We start from the raw sequence: 18,642 nt of genomic DNA, 5'->3' as shown, positions 1-18,642 counted from the left end.
CTCGAGATCACCCGGGGTTGCGTGCACGTTGACGGGCGGTATCGCGCCGGCGTCGAGTGTCTCCTCGCCGAACCCCGCCCTGCACCGTACGACACAATGGACTCGTCTGGGTATTCCGGTGTCGGCAGGTCCGATCCGGCGTGTCCCGGCCCGAGCTTGGTAACAGTACGCTCGTACTGTTAGACTGGACGACGTTGTCGCGGGTGGCCCTCGCGGACATCCGATGGTGCCGGCGCAGCCCGCCGGTGCAGAACGTCAGCCGGTGCGGCACGACTGCGCCGGATCGACCAGCCCCGCCCGACCGCAAGTGGATCATCGAGTAATCGCCGGCGCAGCCCGCCGGCACACGAGGAGAGTGGATTTAGACGTGAGTATCAATTCCTTCGGCGCCCGCGGCACGCTGGACGTCGGTGACAACAGCTACGAGATCTACCGTCTGAACGCTGTCGAGGGCACCGCCAAGCTCCCCTACGCTCTGAAGGTCCTCGCCGAGAACCTCCTGCGCACCGAGGACGGCGCGAACATCACCAAGGAGCACATCGAGGCCCTGGCGAACTGGGACCCGAACGCCGAACCGAGCGTCGAGATCCAGTTCACGCCTGCCCGCGTGATCATGCAGGACTTCACCGGCGTGCCCTGCATCGTCGACCTCACGACCATGCGCGACGCCGTCAAGGAACTCGGCGGCGACCCGGACAAGGTCAACCCGCTCGCGCCGGCCGAGATGGTCATCGACCACTCCGTCATCATCGAGGCTTTCGGCAATGCCCAGGCGTTCGAGCGCAACGTCGAGATCGAGTACCAGCGCAACGAGGAGCGCTACAAGTTCCTCCGCTGGGGTCAGGGCGCCTTCGACGACTTCCGCGTCGTGCCGCCGGGCACCGGCATCGTGCACCAGGTCAACATCGAGCACCTCGCGCGCTCGGTGATGGTCCGTGACGGCGTCGCCTACCCCGACACCTGCATCGGCACCGACTCGCACACCACGATGGAGAACGGCCTCGGCGTCCTGGGCTGGGGCGTCGGCGGCATCGAGGCCGAGGCCGCGATGCTCGGTCAGCCGGTCTCCATGCTCATCCCCCGCGTCGTCGGCTTCAAGCTCACCGGCGCGACCAAGCCGGGCGTCACCGCGACCGACGTGGTCCTCACCATCACCGAGATGCTGCGCAAGCACGGCGTGGTCGGCAAGTTCGTCGAGTTCTACGGCAACGGTGTCGGCGAGGTCCCGCTCGCCAACCGCGCCACCATCGGCAACATGAGCCCCGAGTTCGGCTCGACCTGCGCGATGTTCCCGATCGACGGCGAGACCGTCAACTACCTCCGACTCACCGGGCGCAGCGAGGAGACGCTCGCGCTCGTCGAGGCCTATGCCAAGGAACAGGGCATGTGGCTGGAGAAGGACGCCGAGGAGGCCGTGTACTCGGAGTACCTCGAGCTCGACCTGGCCGACGTCGTCCCGTCGATCGCCGGCCCGAAGCGTCCGCAGGACCGCATCGAGCTGTGGGACGCGAAGAACGCGTTCCGCAAGGACATCCACAACTACGTCGAGAACGGCAACTCCGCTCCGCAGACCAAGCTGGACGAGGCGGTCGAGGAAACCTTCCCGGCGTCCGACCCCGCGACCCTGTCCTTCGCCGACGACGACGCCGAGCCGCTGCACTCGGCCGCCAACGGCGCCGAGGGCCGGCCGACCAATCCGGTCCGGGTGGATTCCGAGGAACGAGGATCGATGATCCTCGACCACGGGATCGTGACCATCGCTTCGATCACCAGCTGCACCAACACCTCCAACCCGTCGGTCATGCTCGGCGCGGCGCTCCTGGCCAAGAAGGCCGTGGAGAAGGGCCTGTCGTCCAAGCCGTGGGTCAAGACGTCGATGGCACCGGGCTCGCAGGTCGTCACCGGCTACTACGACAAGTCCGGTCTCTGGCCGTACCTGGAGAAGCTCGGCTTCTACCTCGTCGGCTACGGCTGCACCACGTGCATCGGCAATTCCGGCCCGCTGCCGGAGGAGATCTCGAAGGCGATCAACGACAACGACCTCACCGCCACCGCGGTGCTGTCGGGCAACCGCAACTTCGAGGGTCGCATCAACCCCGACGTGAAGATGAACTACCTCGCGTCGCCGCCGCTGGTCATCGCCTATGCCCTGGCCGGCACGATGGACTTCGACTTCGAGACCGACGCGCTGGGCAAGGACACCGACGGCAACGACGTGTTCCTCAAGGACATCTGGCCGACCAACGAGGAGATCGAGGCGACCATCGCCTCGTCGATCTCGCCGGAGCAGTACGCCTCGGACTACGCCGACGTCTTCAAGGGTGACGAGCGCTGGCAGAACCTGCCGACCCCGTCGGGCAAGACCTTCGAGTGGGACGACGAGTCCACCTACGTCCGCAAGCCTCCGTACTTCGAGGGCATGCAGCGTGAGCCGTCGCCCGTCTCCGACATCAAGGGCGCACGCGTGCTCGCGAAGCTCGGCGACTCGGTGACCACCGACCACATCTCCCCCGCGTCGACGATCAAGCCCGGCACCCCCGCCGCGCAGTACCTCGATGCCAACGGGGTGGCCCGCAAGGACTACAACTCGCTGGGCGCCCGCCGCGGCAACCACGAGGTGATGATCCGGTCGACCTTCGGCAACATCCGCCTGCAGAACCAGCTGCTGGACGGTGTGACCGGCGGTTACACCCGCGACTTCACCCAGGAGGGTGCACCGCAGTCGTTCATCTACGACGCCGCGCAGAACTACGCCGAGCAGAACATCCCGCTCGTCGTGCTCGGCGGCAAGGAGTACGGCACCGGATCGTCGCGTGACTGGGCGGCCAAGGGCACCAGCCTCCTCGGCGTGAAGGCCGTCATCACCGAGAGCTTCGAGCGCATCCACCGCTCGAACCTCATCGGCATGGGCGTCATCCCGCTGCAGTTCCCCGAGGGCGAGTCGCACAAGTCGCTGGGCCTCGACGGCACCGAGACCTACGACATCGCGGGCATCGAGGAGCTCAACAACGGGACGACGCCGTCGACCGTGCACGTCACCGCCACCAAGGAAGACGGCTCGACGGTGGAGTTCGACGCCAAGGTCCGCATCGACACCCCGGGTGAGGCCGACTACTACCGCAACGGAGGCATCCTGCAGTACGTGCTGCGCAACATGATCAAGAGCTGACAGGAGGCACTCGACGTGCCCAAGGTCAGCGATGACCGGCTTGCCGCGCGTCGTCGGGAGATTCTCGACGGCGCGCGGCATTGCTTCGCGGAGTACGGATACGACGGCGCGACCGTCAAACGGATCGAAGAGTCCACCGGCTTGTCCCGGGGTGCGATCTTCCACCATTACCGGGACAAAGAGGCGCTGTTCCTCGCGCTCGCGCGGGAAGATGCCGAGCGCATGGCCGACGTGGCGGCCGAGCAGGGCCTGGTGCAGGTCATGCGCGACATGCTCACGCGGCCTCAGGATTTCGACTGGCTCGGCACGCGCCTGGAGATCGCGCGGAAACTACGGACGGACAACGGCTTCCGCGCGGAGTGGGTGTCCTACGCGGCCGAGGTCGAGCAGGCGACACTCAGTCGGCTGGAGCGGGGTCGGCAGGCGGGGCGCCTGCGCGACGACGTCCCGACCGACGTTCTGCTCAACTACCTCGACCTCGTGCTCGACGGTCTGATCACCCGGCTGGCCACCGGCCAGCCCACCGACGATCTGCACGCGGTGCTCGACCTCGTCGAGGAGTCCGTGCGCGCACACGACTGACCTCAGTCCGGGGCCAGCAGGGACACGACCTCGTCGATCGAACGATTCGCCGACAACCGGTAGGCCCGCACCGCCTCATCGCCGGTCAGCTGGACGACGGGATCGCCTCTCGTACCTCTCGTCGTCCAGCGTGGCGATCCGGCCACCCCTGATCCCATCGGCCGCAGCTCCGGCACCGGCAAACGGGGGTCGTTCGGGACCGGCGTGAGTCCCTGCACCTGTCGCATACGCATTCCGACGGCCGCGACCAGCCAGCACTCGGCGACGCCGACGGGTCGGATCGACGACAGGACCTGATTCGCCCCGTCGAAGGTCATGGTCATGGTGTCGGCGCGCTGTACCCGCCACATCGAGCCGACCAGGTCGAACCGTGCCATCCGGTCGTTGTGCAGATCGAACTCCGCACCGAAGCCGCGCAGCGCCGCGGTGCACTCGCCGGTCAGATACCTTGTCGCCGAATCGCGTTCGCGGCGACGCTCGTCCTCCTCGCGTCGCCGATCACCGATCGGGCGGTACTCGCGTTCGAGGGCGCCCCGGTCCGCCGCGGCCCCCTCGGCGAGGCGCCGATGCAGCCACGCCGGGTCGATCTGCAGGAAATACCGGTAATGAATCCGGCACGGCACGTCGTCCGCGGTCACCGGTCCGTCCCCGACGAGCATCTGCACACCGTGGTCGGCCGACCAGACGGCGGCGACCCGGCCGTCGACGTCGGCCACCCAGGACCAGCCCCGAGAACGGATCTCGGGCGCCGCCGCGGCGAGGACGACACTCAGCGCCGTACCCGGCTCCACAAGGAGTGAGTGTGCGTGGGAAGCGACGTCATCCCCCATCGCCACGCTGTCGCGGTCCACCTCGATCTGCAGCGCAGCCGTCACACCCCGGAGCCTAACGTCCCGCGGCCCCGGCCGACTCGCCGATCGCGCACCGCGCCGGACGGCAACACCTTCGCCACGACGACCAACCCGGACAAACGCGCCGCGTGGTTCGGCAGCCCCGCCGGGGCGAGTGCAGCGAGCGGCCTCCCGGTCGAGCCGTACCCCGGCGTCCTCGACCATGTGATGGGCAACGGCGTCGAGGCCGTGTACGGCGCGGGCGTCGGCGGTGGGTCGCTCGTGTTCGGCTCCTTCACGCCCGTCCCCCGCCGACAGGACTTCGAGCACATCTTCCCGGCGGCCGCCGACTACGCGCAGCTCGCCCAGACCTACTTCCCGCGCGCGAAGGCCGGGCTCGGCGTCTCGCCGCTGCCCGCGGACATTCTCGCGCACCCCAAATACGTCGGGGCCCGGTCCTGGCTGAAGGTGATCGAGCGCTACGGCGCGTCACCGCACTTCTTCGACTTCGCCATCGACTGGGACATCGTCCGCGACGAACTGGCCGGCCGGGCCACCCCGTCGGTGACCGCGGGCGAACTGAGCTACGGCGTCAACAGCGGCGCCAAGAAGTCTCTCGACCGCAGCTACCTCCTCGCCGCCGAACGGACCGGCAACGTCACCGTCAAGCCGATGCACGAGGTCTTCGACATCCGGCCTCGCTCGCGCCGCGCCGGATTCGTCGTCACCGCACGGGTTCTCGACGAGCAGGGCCGCACGGTACGCACCGTGACCACCGAGGCCGATCATCTCTTCATGGCCGCGGGCTCCTTCCACACCACCCGCCTGCTCGTCGAAGCGCGCGCGCAGGGGCGCCTGCCACGACTGTCACCGCGCATCGGTGACGGCTTCGGCGTGAACGGCGACTTCCTCACCATCCGGACGAACCCCCGCGAAGATTTCGGCGCCGTCCAGGGCGGACCGGGCTACGCACGGATCTACGAGGACAACCTGCCCGGCGGACCGGTCTCGATGGTCTATCAGGCCACCCCGCTGCCGGCACCGCTCGGCAAGGCCGCGACCACCCACCTCGTGCAGGCCCACACCGACGAACGCGGCACGATCGACTACGACCATCGCACCCGGCGGGCGCAGCTGAACTACCCCCACCCCGCCGACCGCAACGATCTCGACCGCCGGAGCAACGCCTTCATCAAGCGTTTCCACGAACGCACCGAGGGCCGTTTCGGCTTCGCCGCCAACGGAACCCACGTGTCGTCTCGCGCGCTCGGATTCGGTTCCGCGAGTACCTATCACGGGCTCGGCGGCGTCGTCATGGGTGCCGCGGCCGACACCGACGGCGCAATCCGGGGCTACGACAACCTGTGGGTCGTCGACGGTTCCTTCGTACCCGGGGCAGTCGGCCTGGTGAATCCCGCGCTGACGATCACCGCGCTCGCGGAGCGAACCATGGACAGGTTTCTCTCGACGCACTGAGGAACTGCGAAATCGGACACGACGCTAGGGTACTGTGACTCGCAACACCCCGAACGAGCGTTAGATACGATCGTTCGGGGTGGCCATCCCCTTCGTCACGAGGAGCGTCACTCTTGTTTCCTGGAGTCTTCGCGAAATACACCCCCGACAAGCCGGCCGTCATCCGGGCCGCTACCGGCGAGGTACTGACCTACCGACAACTGGACGAGAACTCGACCCGGCTCGCCAACTACCTCGACTCCCTCGGACTCCGACGCGGCGACAACATCGCCGTGGTCTCCGCCAACGACTTCCACGTCTTCGAGGTGTACTGGGCGGCCCTGCGCAGCGGTCTGTACGTGACCGCGGTCAACCACCACCTCACCGCGGCGGAGACCAACTACATTCTCTCCGACTGCAACGCGCAGGTCCTGTTCGCCGGCGCCTCGGTCGTCGAGGCCGTGTCGGCCGCCGGCGAGATCGAGGCCCTTGCCGGCCCGGGTCGCCGCATCGTGTGGGGTGGCGATCTCGACGGCTTCGAGAATTACGACAAGGTCCTGGCCAATGCGTCGGCAGAGCCCCGCACCGACCAGCCGCGCGGCACCGACATGCTCTACTCCTCCGGGACCACCGGCCGTCCGAAGGGCATCAAGACACCGATGCCCGAAGGGCAGGTCGACCAGGTGCCCGACGCCTACACCGCGATCTTCGCACCCATGTACGGCTACGACGACTCCGCGGTCTACCTCTCCCCCGCGCCGCTGTATCACGCGGCGCCGCTGCGCTATTGCGGGATGACCAACTCGGTCGGCGGGACCGTCGTCATGATGGACCGGTTCGATCCCGAAGCGGCCCTCGCCGCTATCGAGAAGTACCGCGTGACCCACAGCCAGTGGGTGCCCACCATGTTCATCCGGATGCTGAAGCTGCCCGCGGACGTCCGCTCGAAGTACGACGTCAGCAGCATGAAGATCGCCGTCCACGCCGCCGCGCCCTGCCCGGTCGAGGTGAAGCGGGCGATGATCGAGTGGTGGGGCCCGGTCATCCACGAGTACTACGCATCGACCGAGGCCGCCGGCGCGACGTTCATCGGCCCGCAGGAGGCGCTCGATCATCCCGGCTCGGTGGGCAAACCGCTGCTCGGCGTGGTCCACATCTGCGACGAGGACGGCAAGGAACTCCCGACCGGCGAGGTCGGCCAGGTCTTCTTCGAACGCGAGGACGTGGCGTTCCAGTACCACAACGACCCCGACAAGACCCGCAAGGCCCAGCACCCCGAACACGAGAACTGGTCCACCACAGGGGATGTCGGATACGTCGACGACGAGGGTTATCTGTATCTGACCGACCGCAAGGCGTTCATGATCATCTCCGGCGGCGTCAACATCTACCCGCAGGAGGCCGAGAACGTCCTCATCAATCACCCGGCGGTGTTCGACGTCGCGGTGATCGGTGTCCCCGACCCCGACCTCGGCGAGGTCGCGAAGGCCTGCGTGCAGCTGGCCGACGGCCACGAACCCACCGATCGGCTCGCCGAGCAGCTGATCGCGTTCACCACCGAGAACATCGCGGCCTACAAGGCGCCCCGGTCGGTCGACTTCGTCGACGACCTTCCGCGCACGCCCACCGGGAAGCTCGTGAAAGGCGATCTGCGCAAGCGGTATTGGCCGGAGGCCTGACACCCCACCCCCTGCCGCCGAACGTTAGCTTACGCTAAGCTAACTCACACTGAGTTGGTCCGGTTACGGACATCGGCGAATCGGCCGGTGCCGCACCGCTGTTCGGAGCTGGGGAGTGCAGGGTTTGGACGCGGTAGGCGGGCTTGTGCCCGATGACGATCCGGGACGGGCGGCCGTGCCGGTGGCCGACCTCCTCGTCGCGCGACTCGTCGATGCGGGGGTGCGGACCGTCTTCGGCGTTCACGGGGCCAACATCGAAGACGTCTTCGATGCGGCGGTCCGGCACCCGCTGCTCACCCCGGTCGTCGCGAAACACGAGTTCGGGGCCGGCGCGATGGCCGATGGGCACGCACGGCTCACCGCCGAGCCGACCGCGGTCCTGACGACGTCGGGTGGCGGTGCACTGAACGTCATCCCGGCGCTGGGCGAGGCCTATGACAGCCGCGTACCCGTGCTCGCCGTGATCGGTTCGGCGCCGACCGCCGCGGTGGGGCGCGGTGGCTTCCAGGACATGCTCCACCCGCCGGACACCGTGGACCTGCGTGCCGTGATGTCCGGCGTCGTCGGATTCTGCGGGCTCGTCGACGAGTCGGCTCGTCTCGATCAGGTCCTCGACGAGGCGTTCGCCACCCTCGCACGAGGTCTGCCGGCCGCGGTGATCCTGCCCAAAGACGTGCAGTCCTCACCCGGGTACGCCACACCGTCGCGGTCGGGGGCACCGACCGAACTCCGGTCGGTGCCCCCGGCGGTCGTCGACGGACTCGCCGACTGACTCGTCGGGGTGGCGCGCGACGGCGGGTCGGTGTGCATCTGGGCGGGCGAGGAGGCATCGCGGCTCGGATTGCACAGTGCCGTCGAGGATCTCGCGGACCTCCTCGGCGCCGGGGTCGTGGTCTCACCGGGCGGTCGCGACATCGGCCGCGGGTCCTGCTCCGGGGTCACCGGGGTGATGGGGCACCCGTCGGCCCATCGGGCCGTGCGGGAATCACAGCTGATCCTGGTGATCGGCTGCCGCATGTCGATGACCGATCGCGCCGGCCTCGACGACGCCCTCGCAGCGATCCCGGTCGTGCATCTCGGCAGCGCGCCGCCGCGCACCCCGCGGCCGACGTCGAGCACATCGGGACGGCACGTCTCACCGAGACCCTCGGGGCGCTCCAGCGGTCACTCGCCGACCGGCTCCCCGGACGCCGCCCACCCCGGGTCCACCCGCTCGACCACCTGTCCGTCGCACCCTCGGCTCACGCCCTCGGAATGCGCGACGTGCTCGTCACCATCGGCGCCGCCCTGCCCGCGGGGTGCGCGGTGTTCGCCGACGCCGGGAACACCGGCGCGGCGGCGATCCACCATCTCCCGTTCGGCGACGGGCGGTTCGTCGTCGCATTGGGCATGGGCGGGATGGGATGGGCCATCGCGGCGGGGATCGGGTCCGCGATCACCGCGCAGGACACCCTTCCGGACGGTCGGGTCGTCGTCATCGCCGGTGACGGCTCGTTCCTCATGCACGGCATGGAGTTCCACACCGCGATCGAACACGATGCGCCGATCACCCTCATCGTGCTCAACAACGACGCGCACGGCATGTGTGTCACACGTGAGGCGCGATTCTTCCCCGGCGCGCCGAGCGTCAACCGGTTCCGCCACACCGACATCGCGGGCGGGCTGGCCGCGATGTTCACCGGCCTCCCGGTGCGCACCGCCGGCGATCTCCTCACCCTGCGCTCGGCATGCGACGAACTGTTCTCACACACCGGACCGAATTGCCTCATCGTGGAAGTGGATCCCGACGAAGAACCCCCGTTCGCCCCACTGATCTCGAGAGGTACCCCATGACCACGCACACCTCCGCGCTGTCCGATCTCGGGGACACCGCGGCCACGCTCGACGGCGTGGTCCGGGTGGAGACCCACCCCCGTTCCGCCAACACGGCACTCGTCGTCGACAAGGTCCGCTCGGTGTATCCCCATCACCAGGTGTTCGGCGACTTCTGCCCCGTGCAGGGCTACGTCGACGCACCGCCGCGCGAACTGTACGAATGGCTGGCCGACACGCGCTCGCTCGAGGAATGGACCTACAGCACACGCGGTTTCGAGCCGGCCGGGGAGCCGGACCTGTGGGTCGGATACGACCGCCTGAACGAGGACACCAAGATCTACGTCCGGACCGTGGCGAACGCCGACGCGATGACCGTCGACTACCACTGTGCCTGGGATCAGGGAAAGCACCTCTGGATGATCTACCTGATGCGCGTCGTCGACGCGCAACTCGTTCTCGACCGTCCGGGTTCGGTGGTCTGTGGAACAACTGCCACCACCCGTTCTACGACGAGAACCCCTTTCCCGAGACCGCACCGGCCGGTCGGGAGGAGTGGGTCGGCGACCTGTGGGACATGTTCGGTGCCGGACATCAGATCGAACTCGACAACCTCACCGCCATCGCCGAACACCGCCATCGCCACGGACTTCCGCTGACCCCCGAATGGATGCGCTCATGACCGCCGACGCCCCCGCCGTCTCGCTCGCCGACCTCGCCACCTACCGCCCGGCCGCCCGGGTGCCGGCGGAGTTCTTCGCGCAGTACGCCGAGGACGACGAACTCGCCGGCAACGTCATGTTCCGGGCTCCGTCCTTCCGCCACCACGCGGCCGACGGTGAGACGTCGGCGGACATGATCGTCGCCGCCGCACGGCGTCTCGTCGAGCGCCACGGCGACGGATATCTCGACGACGTGGACGTCGTGCTCACCCACAGCCAGCTGCCGGAGGTCCCGGTCCGCGGGTGTGTCGGCGAGGTCGCACACCGCCTCGGCCTCGCCCCGCGAACCGTGCTCGACGTGCACAACGGCGGCTGTGCGGCCTTCGTCCACCTCATCGAGATCGCCGGAGCGCTCCTGCGCGCGAACGGAGGCCGCAAGGCCCTGATCGCGCTGGCGCAGAACAGCGCCGGACAGATCTTCACCCAGGAGCAGGTACGGATGAAGGCGCAGGCCGCGATACCCGGTGACGGCGCGGCCGTGGCGATCCTGACTCTCGGCGACGCGGGTAACCCGGTGCTGGGGACCGAATGCCGGTCCTTCGGCCAGTTCTCGGCGGACATGACCGCCGTCGCACAGCCGGAACGCAAGTACTGGGAGGCGGGCCCGGGTCAGATCCATGTCGGCTTCACCGAGGCCAAGATCGCGAAAGTACTCGCACGCGGGAACCGGATGGTCCCGGAAGTGGCTGCGGCGCTTGCTCATCGAATCGGGGTACGTCCGTCCGACCTGGACCTGCTCGTCACCAACCAGCCCAACCGGATATTCCTGCGCAACTGGCGCGAGGCCTTCGAACTGCCCGAGTCGCGACACCCGGACACGTTCGACGACTGCGGGAACCTGTTTGCGGTCGGGATTCCGATGACTCTGGACGCGGCGATCGACGACGGGCGCGTGCGTCCCGGTGACATCGTGATGATGTCGGCGTTCGCCCATGCCGGCGACTTCGCCGCTGCCGGAGCGATCCGGTGGAGTGGGCGTTCGTGACGGTTCTGCTGCCGGCTCCGGTCTCCGAGCGCGCCACGGACCTCGCCGGCGTGCGCACCGACGTCGTCGTGCGATGCGACCGGAACGAGTCCGCCTATCCCCCGTTGCCCGCGGTCGTGTCCGCGCTGCGCGACACGGCGGCATCGGCCCACCGCTACCCGTCGTTTCGTCCCGACGGTCTGCGCGCGACGATCGCCGAGCACACCGGTGTCGAGGCAGCGCACATCAGCGTCGGCGCCGGGGCGACGGCCGTACTCTCCGCGATCCTGCAGGACTCGGCTGCACGGGCCCGGGCCAGGGGTCGTACCGGACCTCGGATTGTCACCCCTGCACCGACATTCGAGGGTTTCGCGCTGCTCGCCGAGATGATCGGGCTCGGGATCGACACGACCCCGCTGTTCGACGACGGGCGTCCCGATGTCGGTGCGCTCGCCGCGGCCGCGGGTCCGGACACCGCGGCCGTCATCGTCTGCAGCCCGCACAACCCGACCGGATCGGTCCTCTCCGACGCGGAGATTCGTGAACTGCTCACGGCTGTCGACCCGGCGATCCCGGTGATCCTCGACCAGGCGTACGTCGAGTACTGCCGGAACGCACCCGATGTCCGGACGCTGGTCGACGAGTACCCCAACCTGATCGCGGTGCGAAGCCTCTCCAAGGCCCACGGTCTCGCGGGACTGCGGGTCGGATATGCGATCGGGTCGGCGACGTCCGTCGGCGGTGCCCGCCGTCACGAGGTCCCCTTCTCTTGCCGCGTCCGACGAGCTGGCCGGACGGGTCACGGCGATGCGCCGCGAACGCGATCGAATCGCCGACGCGCTGCGCGACTCGGGCCACCCGGCGCTGCCGAGCGAGGCGAATTTCGTGTTCGTGCCGGGCCCCGACGGCATCGAGTTCGGGCGGCGACTGCGGGACGCGGGGGTCGTCGGCCGGGAGTTCGCCGGACACGGTCACCCGCTGACGGTGCCCGACCGCGCCGGCACCGATCGGCTCATCGAGGCGATCAGGCGAGCTCGATGAGCTCCTGATACTCCTCGCTCCAGTGGTCCTCGGTGCCGTCGGGCAACAGGATCACACGCTGCGGATCGAGCGCGGCGGCGGCGCCCGGATCGTGCGTCACCAGGACGACGGCCCCGGTGTAGCTGCGCAGGGCGTCGAGGACCTGTTCGCGCGAGATCGGGTCGAGGTTGTTGGTCGGCTCGTCGAGGAGCAAGACGTTCGCCGCCGAGGACACCAGCCCGGCCAGCGTGAGCCGGGTCTTCTCACCGCCGGACAGCGTGCCGGCCGGCTGATCGAGCTGGGCGCCGCTGAACATGAACGCGCCCAACAGGCCTCGGAGGTCCTGCTCGCCCGCGTCGGGTGCAGCGTGCCGGATGTTCTCCCACACCGACGCCCGGTCGTCGAGGGTGTCGTGTTCCTGCGCGAAGTAGCCGATCTTCAGACCGAATCCCGGCTCGATCGACCCTGTGTCCGGCTTCTCCACTCCGGCAAGCATTCTCAGCAGCGTCGTCTTGCCCGCGCCGTTGAGGCCGAGGACGACGACGCGACTGCCCTTGTCGATCGCGAGGTCCACCCCGGTGAAGATCTCCAGCGAGCCGTAGCTCTTCGAGAGTCCGGACGTCATCAACGGTGTCTTGCCGCATGCGGCCGGTTCGGGGAACCTGATCCGCGCGGTGCGGTCGGCCACCCGTTCCTCGTCGAGGGCGTCGATCATCCGCTCCGCGCGCTTGAGCATGTTCTGCGCGGCGGTCGCCTTGGTGGCCTTGGCACCGAGCTTCGCGGCCTGCGCGCGCAGGGCGGACGCCTTCTTCTCGGCATTGGCCCGTTCGCGACGACGGCGCTGCTCGTCGGTCGCCCGGGCATCGAGGTACCGCTTCCAGCTCATGTTGTAGATGTCGGCCTCACCGCGCACCGCGTCGAGGAACCACACCCGGTTCACCACGTCGGCCAGCAGGTCGACGTCGTGACTGATCACGACGAGACCCCCCTCGTGGTTCTGCAGGAAGCTACGGAGCCAGGCGATCGAGTCGGCGTCGAGGTGGTTGGTCGGTTCGTCGAGCAGGAGGGTGGTGTCGGATTTCCCCGAACCGTCGGACGCCGCGAACAGGATGCGTGCGAGCTCGATCCGTCGGCGCTGACCGCCGGAGAGTGTCCGCAGCGGCTGCTCGAGAACCCGATCGGGCAGACCCAGGCTGTTGCAGATCCGCGCGGCCTCGGATTCGGCGACGTATCCGCCGAGGGCGGCGAAGCGCTCTTCGAGGCGGCCGTACCGCGCCACGGCCTTGTCCCGCAGCTTGTCGTCGGCGGCCTCGGCCATCTGCGCCTGCTGCTTCTCCATGTCGCGCAGGATCTCGTCGAGACCGCGCGCGGAGAGCACCCGGTCCTTGGCCAGGACGTCGAGGTCGCCCTCTTTGGGGTCCTGCGGGAGGTAACCGAGTTCACCGGACCGGCGGATCGATCCCCCGTAGGGTTCGGTCTCGCCGGCCAGGATGCGCAGCGTGGTGGTCTTGCCGGCACCGTTGCGGCCCACGAGGCCGATCCGGTCGCCGGGCTGGATGCGTAAGGCGTCGCCGGGCGCCGCCAACAGGGTCCGAGCGCCCGCTCGTACCTCCAGGTCGGTCGCGGTGATCACGACGGTCGATTCTACCGGTGCCACGCCACTGCTTTTTCCACGTGCGGACCCCGGCGCCGTGCGGCCGAGTCGACCACCCCCGTCACGGTGGACCGATACGGTGTGGGACGTGACGCACTCCACAACGATTCCGCAGAACTTCCCGCAGTCCTCCGACCTGACCGGCCGGTCCGCGCTCGTCACCGGTGCCAGTCGCGGCATCGGTGAGGCGATCGCGACGGAACTGGCCCGTCGCGGCGCCTCGGTCGTCATCACGAGCCGGAAGGCCGAGCCACTCGAGGAGGCGGCCGGCCGGATCCGGACGGCGGTGCCCGGAGCGACGGTCTCGGCGTGTGCGGGCAACACCGGCGACGCCGACGACCGGGCGGCCGCCGTGGACGCGGCCGTCGCACAGGGCGGCGGCATCCACATCCTGGTCAACAACACCGGGATCGCGCCGCTGGCCGGCCCACTGATGGGGGCCGACCTCGCCGCGTACCGCAAGACGTTCGACACCAACGTCGTCGCCGCGCTCGGGTTCGTCCAGGAGGCCTACCGGGCGGGCATGAAGGACACCGGCGGGTCGGTCGTCAACATCTCCTCGGTCGCGGGCCTGCGGTCGACGGGCGTGATCGCGGCGTACGGCACGTCGAAGGCGGCGCTGATCCGTCTCACCGCCGAACTCGCCTGGGAACTCGGTCCGGCGATCCGCGTCAACGCGATCGCCCCCTCCATCGTGCGGACCAAGTTCGCATCCGTGTTCACCGAGGGCGACAACGAGGCCCGCGCGGCGAACTCGTACCCGATGAAGCGGATCGGGGAACCCGAGGACGTCGCCCGGGCGGTCGCCTTCCTCGCGAGCGACGAGTCGGCGTGGATCACCGGCGAGACCCTGGCCGTCGACGGTGGCATGCTCGCCACCGGCGGTTCGTGACGTCCCTGCCCGACGACACGTCACCGTCCGGATCGCCGCCCGCGCCGAAGGACAGGATGTGAGTTCCGGAGTCATCGTCGCGGGGGCCGGGCCGGCCGGCCGCGCCCTCGTCCACCGCCTGGCCCGTGCCGGCGTACCGGTCACCCTGGTCGATCCGTCCCCCGACCGGGTCTGGCGGTCCACGTTCGCATGCTGGTCCGACGAGTTGCCCGAGTGGGTCGAGCAGTCCGCCGTCGCCGCCCGGACCGCGCGCATCGGGATCGCGGGCCGCGAACTCGAGGAGGTGGCCCGCGGGTACACCGTCTTCGACACCCCCGGCCTGCAACGGTCACTGACCCTCGACGGGGTTCCGACCCGTTCCGCTCGGGTGGTCGAGATCGACGGCGCGCGTGTGCATCTCGATGACGGTTCGGTCCTGACCGGCGATGCCGTGGTCGACTGTCGCGGTGCGCTCCCCCACGACGCACCTCGACAGACCGCGTACGGGATCGTCGTCGACGCTGAGGTTGCCGCACCCGTGCTGGACGGGCACGAGGCACTGCTCATGGACTGGCGGGGTGGCGCGACAGACCGCCGGGCGCTGCCGTCCTTTCTGTATGTCGTGCCGCTCGGCGGGGGCGAGTACCTCCTCGAGGAGACCTGTCTCGCCGGGCATCCCGCCCTCGGTCTCGACGAACTCGAACGCCGCCTGGCCGCGCGGCTCGGCGGGATGCCGTCGGGGATCCGGCGGGTCGAGCACGTCGACTTCCCGCTGACCGGCTCGTCATTACACCCCTGGCGCGATCCCGTTTTCCGGTTCGGCGCCGCGGGCGGTTTCAAGAACCCGACGACCGGCTACAGCGTCGCGACATCGTTGATGTGCACCGACGCCGTGGTGGCCGCTCTCGCCGCGGGTCGAGACCCCGCCGCGGATCTGTGGCCGCCGTCCACCCGTGCGGTACACAACCTGCGTCTCCGTGGGCTCAGCGCCCTACTGGGGCTCAGTCCGTCGCAGACGGTCGCGTTCTTCGAGGCGTTCTTCACGATGCCCCTTGCCGCACAACGCAGTTACCTGAGCAAGCGGGACGATCTCACCGGCACGATGAGCGCGATGACCAGGGTCATCGCCGCAGTCGACATGCGTACTCGCGTCGTGGTGGCGCGCGGTGCGATGTCCACCCCGGCGTGGGCCGGCGACGCCGGCTGATCAGCGCCGCAGCACCCGCCACCGCCGGATCATGTCGTCGACATCGACGGTGTGCGCGACGACGCTGTGCGGCAACGCCATCTGGCGGGAGGCGAGATGTGCCTCGCGCACACGGCGATTGAAGTCGACGAGGATGTCGCGGACCGCGTCCTCGTCGGCGATGTGGCGCAGCGACTCCGGGAAATCCTGCGCCTCCCGGCGCAACAGCAGCGGCGCGGGGAGCAACGCCGACGAGTCGAGGTTCTCCTCGCGGATCTTGCGCTTGACCCACCAGTCGGGATCGTCGCTGTCGGTCAGGTCCAATGGCTTCCCCGCGCCCGGCAGGTTGTCGAACTCGCCGCGTTCGGTGGCCTCGCGGATCATCCGCTCGACCCGCGACTCGAAACGCCTCATGCGATCAACTCCCCGCACGGAAGTGCCCTACCGACGAACAAGCGCCGGACCCGGTCGTCGATCATGACCGGGGCCGGCGCAGTGGTGTGTCCGATCGTCGGTCAGACGGTGAAGCCGAGGGCGCGGAGCTGCTCGCGACCGTCGTCGGTGATCTTGTCCGGACCCCACGGCGGCAGCCAGACCCAGTTGATCTCCATGTCGGTGCACAGACCGCTGGAGACCAGCGCACCGCGCGACTGATCCTCGATCACGTCGGTCAGCGGACAGGCCGCCGAGGTGAGGGTCATGTCGATCTTCGCGACCGCGTCGTCGGTCACCTCGATGCCGTAGACCAGACCGAGGTCGACGACGTTGATCCCCAGTTCGGGGTCGACCACGTCGCGCATCGCCTCCTCGACGTCCTCGATGGCCGGCAGCGACGTCGCGGGCGCGCGGGGTGTCCCCGTCACGCCGGTGTCGGCGGCCGCGGTCGTCGGTGTGTCCGTGGTGGCTGTGTCGTCACTCATGCTGTCTCCGCTCGTGTCTCGTGGCTGTCCATCGTCTGCGCGAGTGCGTCCTTGAAGGCCATCCAGCCCAGGAGCGCGCATTTGACGCGTGCCGGGTATTTGCTCACCCCGGCGAAGGCGATCCCGTCGCCGATGACGTCCTCGTCGCCGGCGTCCTTGCCGCGGGAGGTCATCATCGCGTTGAACGACTCGACGGTGGCCAGTGCTTCCCCGACCGGCCGCCCGACTATGAGGTCGTGCAACACCGACGTCGACGCCTGCGAGATCGAGCATCCCTGCCCGTCGTAGGACACGTCGTCGATGCTCGAACCGTCGTCGGAGACCGCCACGCGCAGGGTGACCTCGTCACCACAGGTCGGGTTGACGTGGTGGACCTCGGCACCGAACGGTTCACGGAGTCCGCGCCCGTGTGGGTGTTTGTAGTGGTCCAGGATCACTTCCTGGTACATCTGTTCCATCCGCATGGCTCAGACCGTCCCGAAGAACTTCTGCGCCGTGACGATCGCGGCGGCGAGCGCATCGACCTCGGCGAACGTGTTGTACGCGGCGAACGACGCACGTGCGGTGGCGGCGACGCCGAAGCGCCGGTGCAGCGGCCACGTGCAGTGGTGACCCACCCGGATGGCCACGCCCTCGTCGTCGAGGATCTGCCCGAGATCGTGGGCGTGGATGCCGTCGACGAGGAAGGCCACGGCGCCGCCGCGGTTCTCCGGGGTCGACGGCCCGATGATCCGCACGCCCTCGATGTCGCCGAGCTGCTCCAGCGCCCGCGCGGTCAGCGCATGCTCATGCGCGGCGACGGCGTCCATGCCGAGATCGGTCAGGTAACGTACCGCGGCACCGAGTCCGACGACCTGCGAGGTCATCGGCACGCCCGCCTCGAACCGTTGCGGCGGCGGGGCGTAGGTCGACCCCTCCATGGTCACGGTCTCGATCATCGATCCGCCGGTGATGAACGGCGGCAACGCATTCAGCAGATCGGACTTGCCGTACAGCGCACCGACCCCACTGGGCCCGAACATCTTGTGCCCGGAGAAGGCGGCGAAGTCGACGTCGAGCGCACGGAAGTCGACCGGCATGTGCGGCACCGACTGGCAGGCGTCGAGCACGACGAGTGCGCCGACCGCCCGTGCGCGCGAGACCAGCTCGGCCACGTCGGCGACCGCCCCGGTCACATTCGACTGGTGCGTGAAGGAGACGACCTTCACCGACTCGTCGAGGGTCAGCGATTCGAGGTCGATTCGACCTTCGTCGGTCACCCCGAACCAGCGGAGCCTCGCGCCCGTGCGGCCGCAGAGCTCCTGCCACGGAACGAGATTGGCGTGATGCTCCAGCTCGGTGATGACGACGGTGTCGCCGGGCCCGAGCGCCGAACCCCCGAGGACATCCGCAGACCGCGGGTCGCCGAGGGTGTAGGTCACGAGGTTGAGTGCCTCGGTTGCGTTCTTGGTGAACACGAGCTCGTCGGCGGACGCCCCCACGAACGCCGCGATGACCTCCCGGGCGTCCTCATACGCATCGGTCGCCTCCTCGGCGAGCTGATGCGCGCCGCGATGCACCGCCGCATTGTGGTGCGTGAGGAAGTACCGTTCGGCGTCGAGCACCTGGACCGGACGCTGCGAGGTCGCCCCGGAATCCAGGTACACCAGCGGCTTTCCGTCGCGCACGGTGCGCGAGAGGATCGGGAAGTCGGCGCGCAGCGAATCGACGTCCAGGGCGGTGGAAACCTCTGTCGAGAGTGTCACCTGGTACACCTCCTGTGCTGGTCGGCTCGGATC

The 18,642-nt window shown here is 68.8% G+C and carries 14 protein-coding genes and 2 pseudogenes; 10 read left to right on the top strand and 6 right to left on the bottom strand.

The features are described 5' to 3' along the window. Positions 1 to 367 precede the first annotated feature (367 nt). A complete protein-coding gene (locus tag QAD21_RS11595) occupies positions 368 to 3,169 on the top strand; it encodes an aconitate hydratase (protein WP_058250389.1) in 2,802 nt (933 codons plus the stop codon). A 15-nt stretch (positions 3,170 to 3,184) separates the two neighbouring features. Continuing rightward, positions 3,185 to 3,751 carry a TetR/AcrR family transcriptional regulator gene (locus tag QAD21_RS11590; protein ID WP_058250388.1) on the top strand — a complete coding sequence of 189 codons (567 nt, stop codon included), beginning with the start codon at positions 3,185 to 3,187 and terminating at the stop codon, positions 3,749 to 3,751. Between the two features lie 2 nt (positions 3,752 to 3,753). On the opposite strand, the gene QAD21_RS11585 is transcribed toward QAD21_RS11590, so the two are convergent. Further along, entirely contained in the window at positions 3,754 to 4,542 is a 789-nt protein-coding gene (locus QAD21_RS11585) for a hypothetical protein (RefSeq protein ID WP_223258976.1), read from the bottom strand. Positions 4,543 to 4,557: 15 nt separating this feature from the next. On the opposite strand from QAD21_RS11585, the gene QAD21_RS11580 reads away from it, so the two are divergent. The 6 genes and pseudogenes from QAD21_RS11580 (at position 4,558) to QAD21_RS11555 (ending at position 12,262) form a co-directional block, all read left to right on the top strand. Continuing rightward, positions 4,558 to 6,057 carry a GMC oxidoreductase gene (locus QAD21_RS11580; RefSeq protein WP_223258977.1) on the top strand — a complete coding sequence of 500 codons (1,500 nt, stop codon included), beginning with the start codon at positions 4,558 to 4,560 and terminating at the stop codon, positions 6,055 to 6,057. A 113-nt stretch (positions 6,058 to 6,170) separates the two neighbouring features. Then, a complete protein-coding gene (locus QAD21_RS11575; RefSeq protein ID WP_065632170.1) occupies positions 6,171 to 7,715 on the top strand; it encodes an AMP-binding protein in 1,545 nt (514 codons plus the stop codon). A gap of 181 nt (positions 7,716 to 7,896) precedes the next feature. Continuing rightward, positions 7,897 to 9,548, top strand: a pseudogene (locus tag QAD21_RS11570) (thiamine pyrophosphate-binding protein). Beyond that, positions 9,545 to 10,209 (top strand): annotated as a pseudogene (locus QAD21_RS11565) (SRPBCC family protein). Before QAD21_RS11570 ends, QAD21_RS11565 begins: the two co-directional pseudogenes overlap by 4 nt. After that, positions 10,206 to 11,234 (top strand): 3-oxoacyl-[acyl-carrier-protein] synthase III C-terminal domain-containing protein, encoded by a 1,029-nt coding sequence (locus tag QAD21_RS11560; protein ID WP_159370746.1) that lies wholly within the window; start codon positions 10,206 to 10,208, stop codon positions 11,232 to 11,234. Before QAD21_RS11565 ends, QAD21_RS11560 begins: the two are co-directional and overlap by 4 nt. Further along, complete coding sequence (locus QAD21_RS11555) at positions 11,231 to 12,262, top strand: aminotransferase class I/II-fold pyridoxal phosphate-dependent enzyme (protein ID WP_280361505.1); 1,032 nt, start codon at positions 11,231 to 11,233, stop codon at positions 12,260 to 12,262. Before QAD21_RS11560 ends, QAD21_RS11555 begins: the two co-directional genes overlap by 4 nt. On the opposite strand, the gene QAD21_RS11550 is transcribed toward QAD21_RS11555, so the two are convergent. After that, the gene (locus QAD21_RS11550) at positions 12,238 to 13,866 is read right to left on the bottom strand and encodes an ABC-F family ATP-binding cassette domain-containing protein (RefSeq protein WP_068971572.1); all 1,629 of its coding nucleotides are present in this window, start codon (positions 13,864 to 13,866) and stop codon (positions 12,238 to 12,240) included. The genes QAD21_RS11555 and QAD21_RS11550 overlap by 25 nt on opposite strands. A gap of 100 nt (positions 13,867 to 13,966) precedes the next feature. On the opposite strand from QAD21_RS11550, the gene QAD21_RS11545 reads away from it, so the two are divergent. Both QAD21_RS11545 and QAD21_RS11540 read left to right on the top strand, forming a co-directional pair. Continuing rightward, positions 13,967 to 14,779: an SDR family oxidoreductase gene (locus tag QAD21_RS11545; RefSeq protein ID WP_068971573.1), complete on the top strand. Its 813-nt coding sequence runs from the start codon at positions 13,967 to 13,969 to the stop codon at positions 14,777 to 14,779. Between the two features lie 58 nt (positions 14,780 to 14,837). Continuing rightward, complete coding sequence (locus QAD21_RS11540) at positions 14,838 to 15,965, top strand: lycopene cyclase family protein (RefSeq protein ID WP_205333445.1); 1,128 nt, start codon at positions 14,838 to 14,840, stop codon at positions 15,963 to 15,965. Here QAD21_RS11540 and QAD21_RS11535 read toward each other — a convergent pair whose 3' ends face one another. The 4 genes from QAD21_RS11535 to QAD21_RS11520 form a co-directional block, all read right to left on the bottom strand. Beyond that, positions 15,966 to 16,358 carry a DUF1992 domain-containing protein gene (locus QAD21_RS11535; RefSeq protein ID WP_205333444.1) on the bottom strand — a complete coding sequence of 131 codons (393 nt, stop codon included), beginning with the start codon at positions 16,356 to 16,358 and terminating at the stop codon, positions 15,966 to 15,968. 101 nt (positions 16,359 to 16,459) lie between these two features. Then, complete coding sequence (locus QAD21_RS11530) at positions 16,460 to 16,864, bottom strand: metal-sulfur cluster assembly factor (RefSeq protein ID WP_205333443.1); 405 nt, start codon at positions 16,862 to 16,864, stop codon at positions 16,460 to 16,462. Beyond that, on the bottom strand, positions 16,861 to 17,328 hold the full coding sequence (gene sufU / locus QAD21_RS11525) for a Fe-S cluster assembly sulfur transfer protein SufU (protein ID WP_058250382.1): 468 nt from the start codon (positions 17,326 to 17,328) through the stop codon (positions 16,861 to 16,863). Before sufU ends, QAD21_RS11530 begins: the two co-directional genes overlap by 4 nt. 3 nt (positions 17,329 to 17,331) lie before the next feature. Then, positions 17,332 to 18,609: a cysteine desulfurase gene (locus tag QAD21_RS11520; RefSeq protein ID WP_205333442.1), complete on the bottom strand. Its 1,278-nt coding sequence runs from the start codon at positions 18,607 to 18,609 to the stop codon at positions 17,332 to 17,334. Positions 18,610 to 18,642: the final 33 nt, after the last annotated feature.

This window comes from Gordonia sp. SMJS1 (assembly GCF_029866425.1).
In the GTDB taxonomy this organism is placed as follows: Bacteria; Actinomycetota; Actinomycetes; order Mycobacteriales; family Mycobacteriaceae; genus Gordonia; species Gordonia hongkongensis.
The sequence above is the reverse complement of the archived record's forward strand: the minus strand, read 5'-3'. Positions and strand labels throughout refer to the sequence as shown.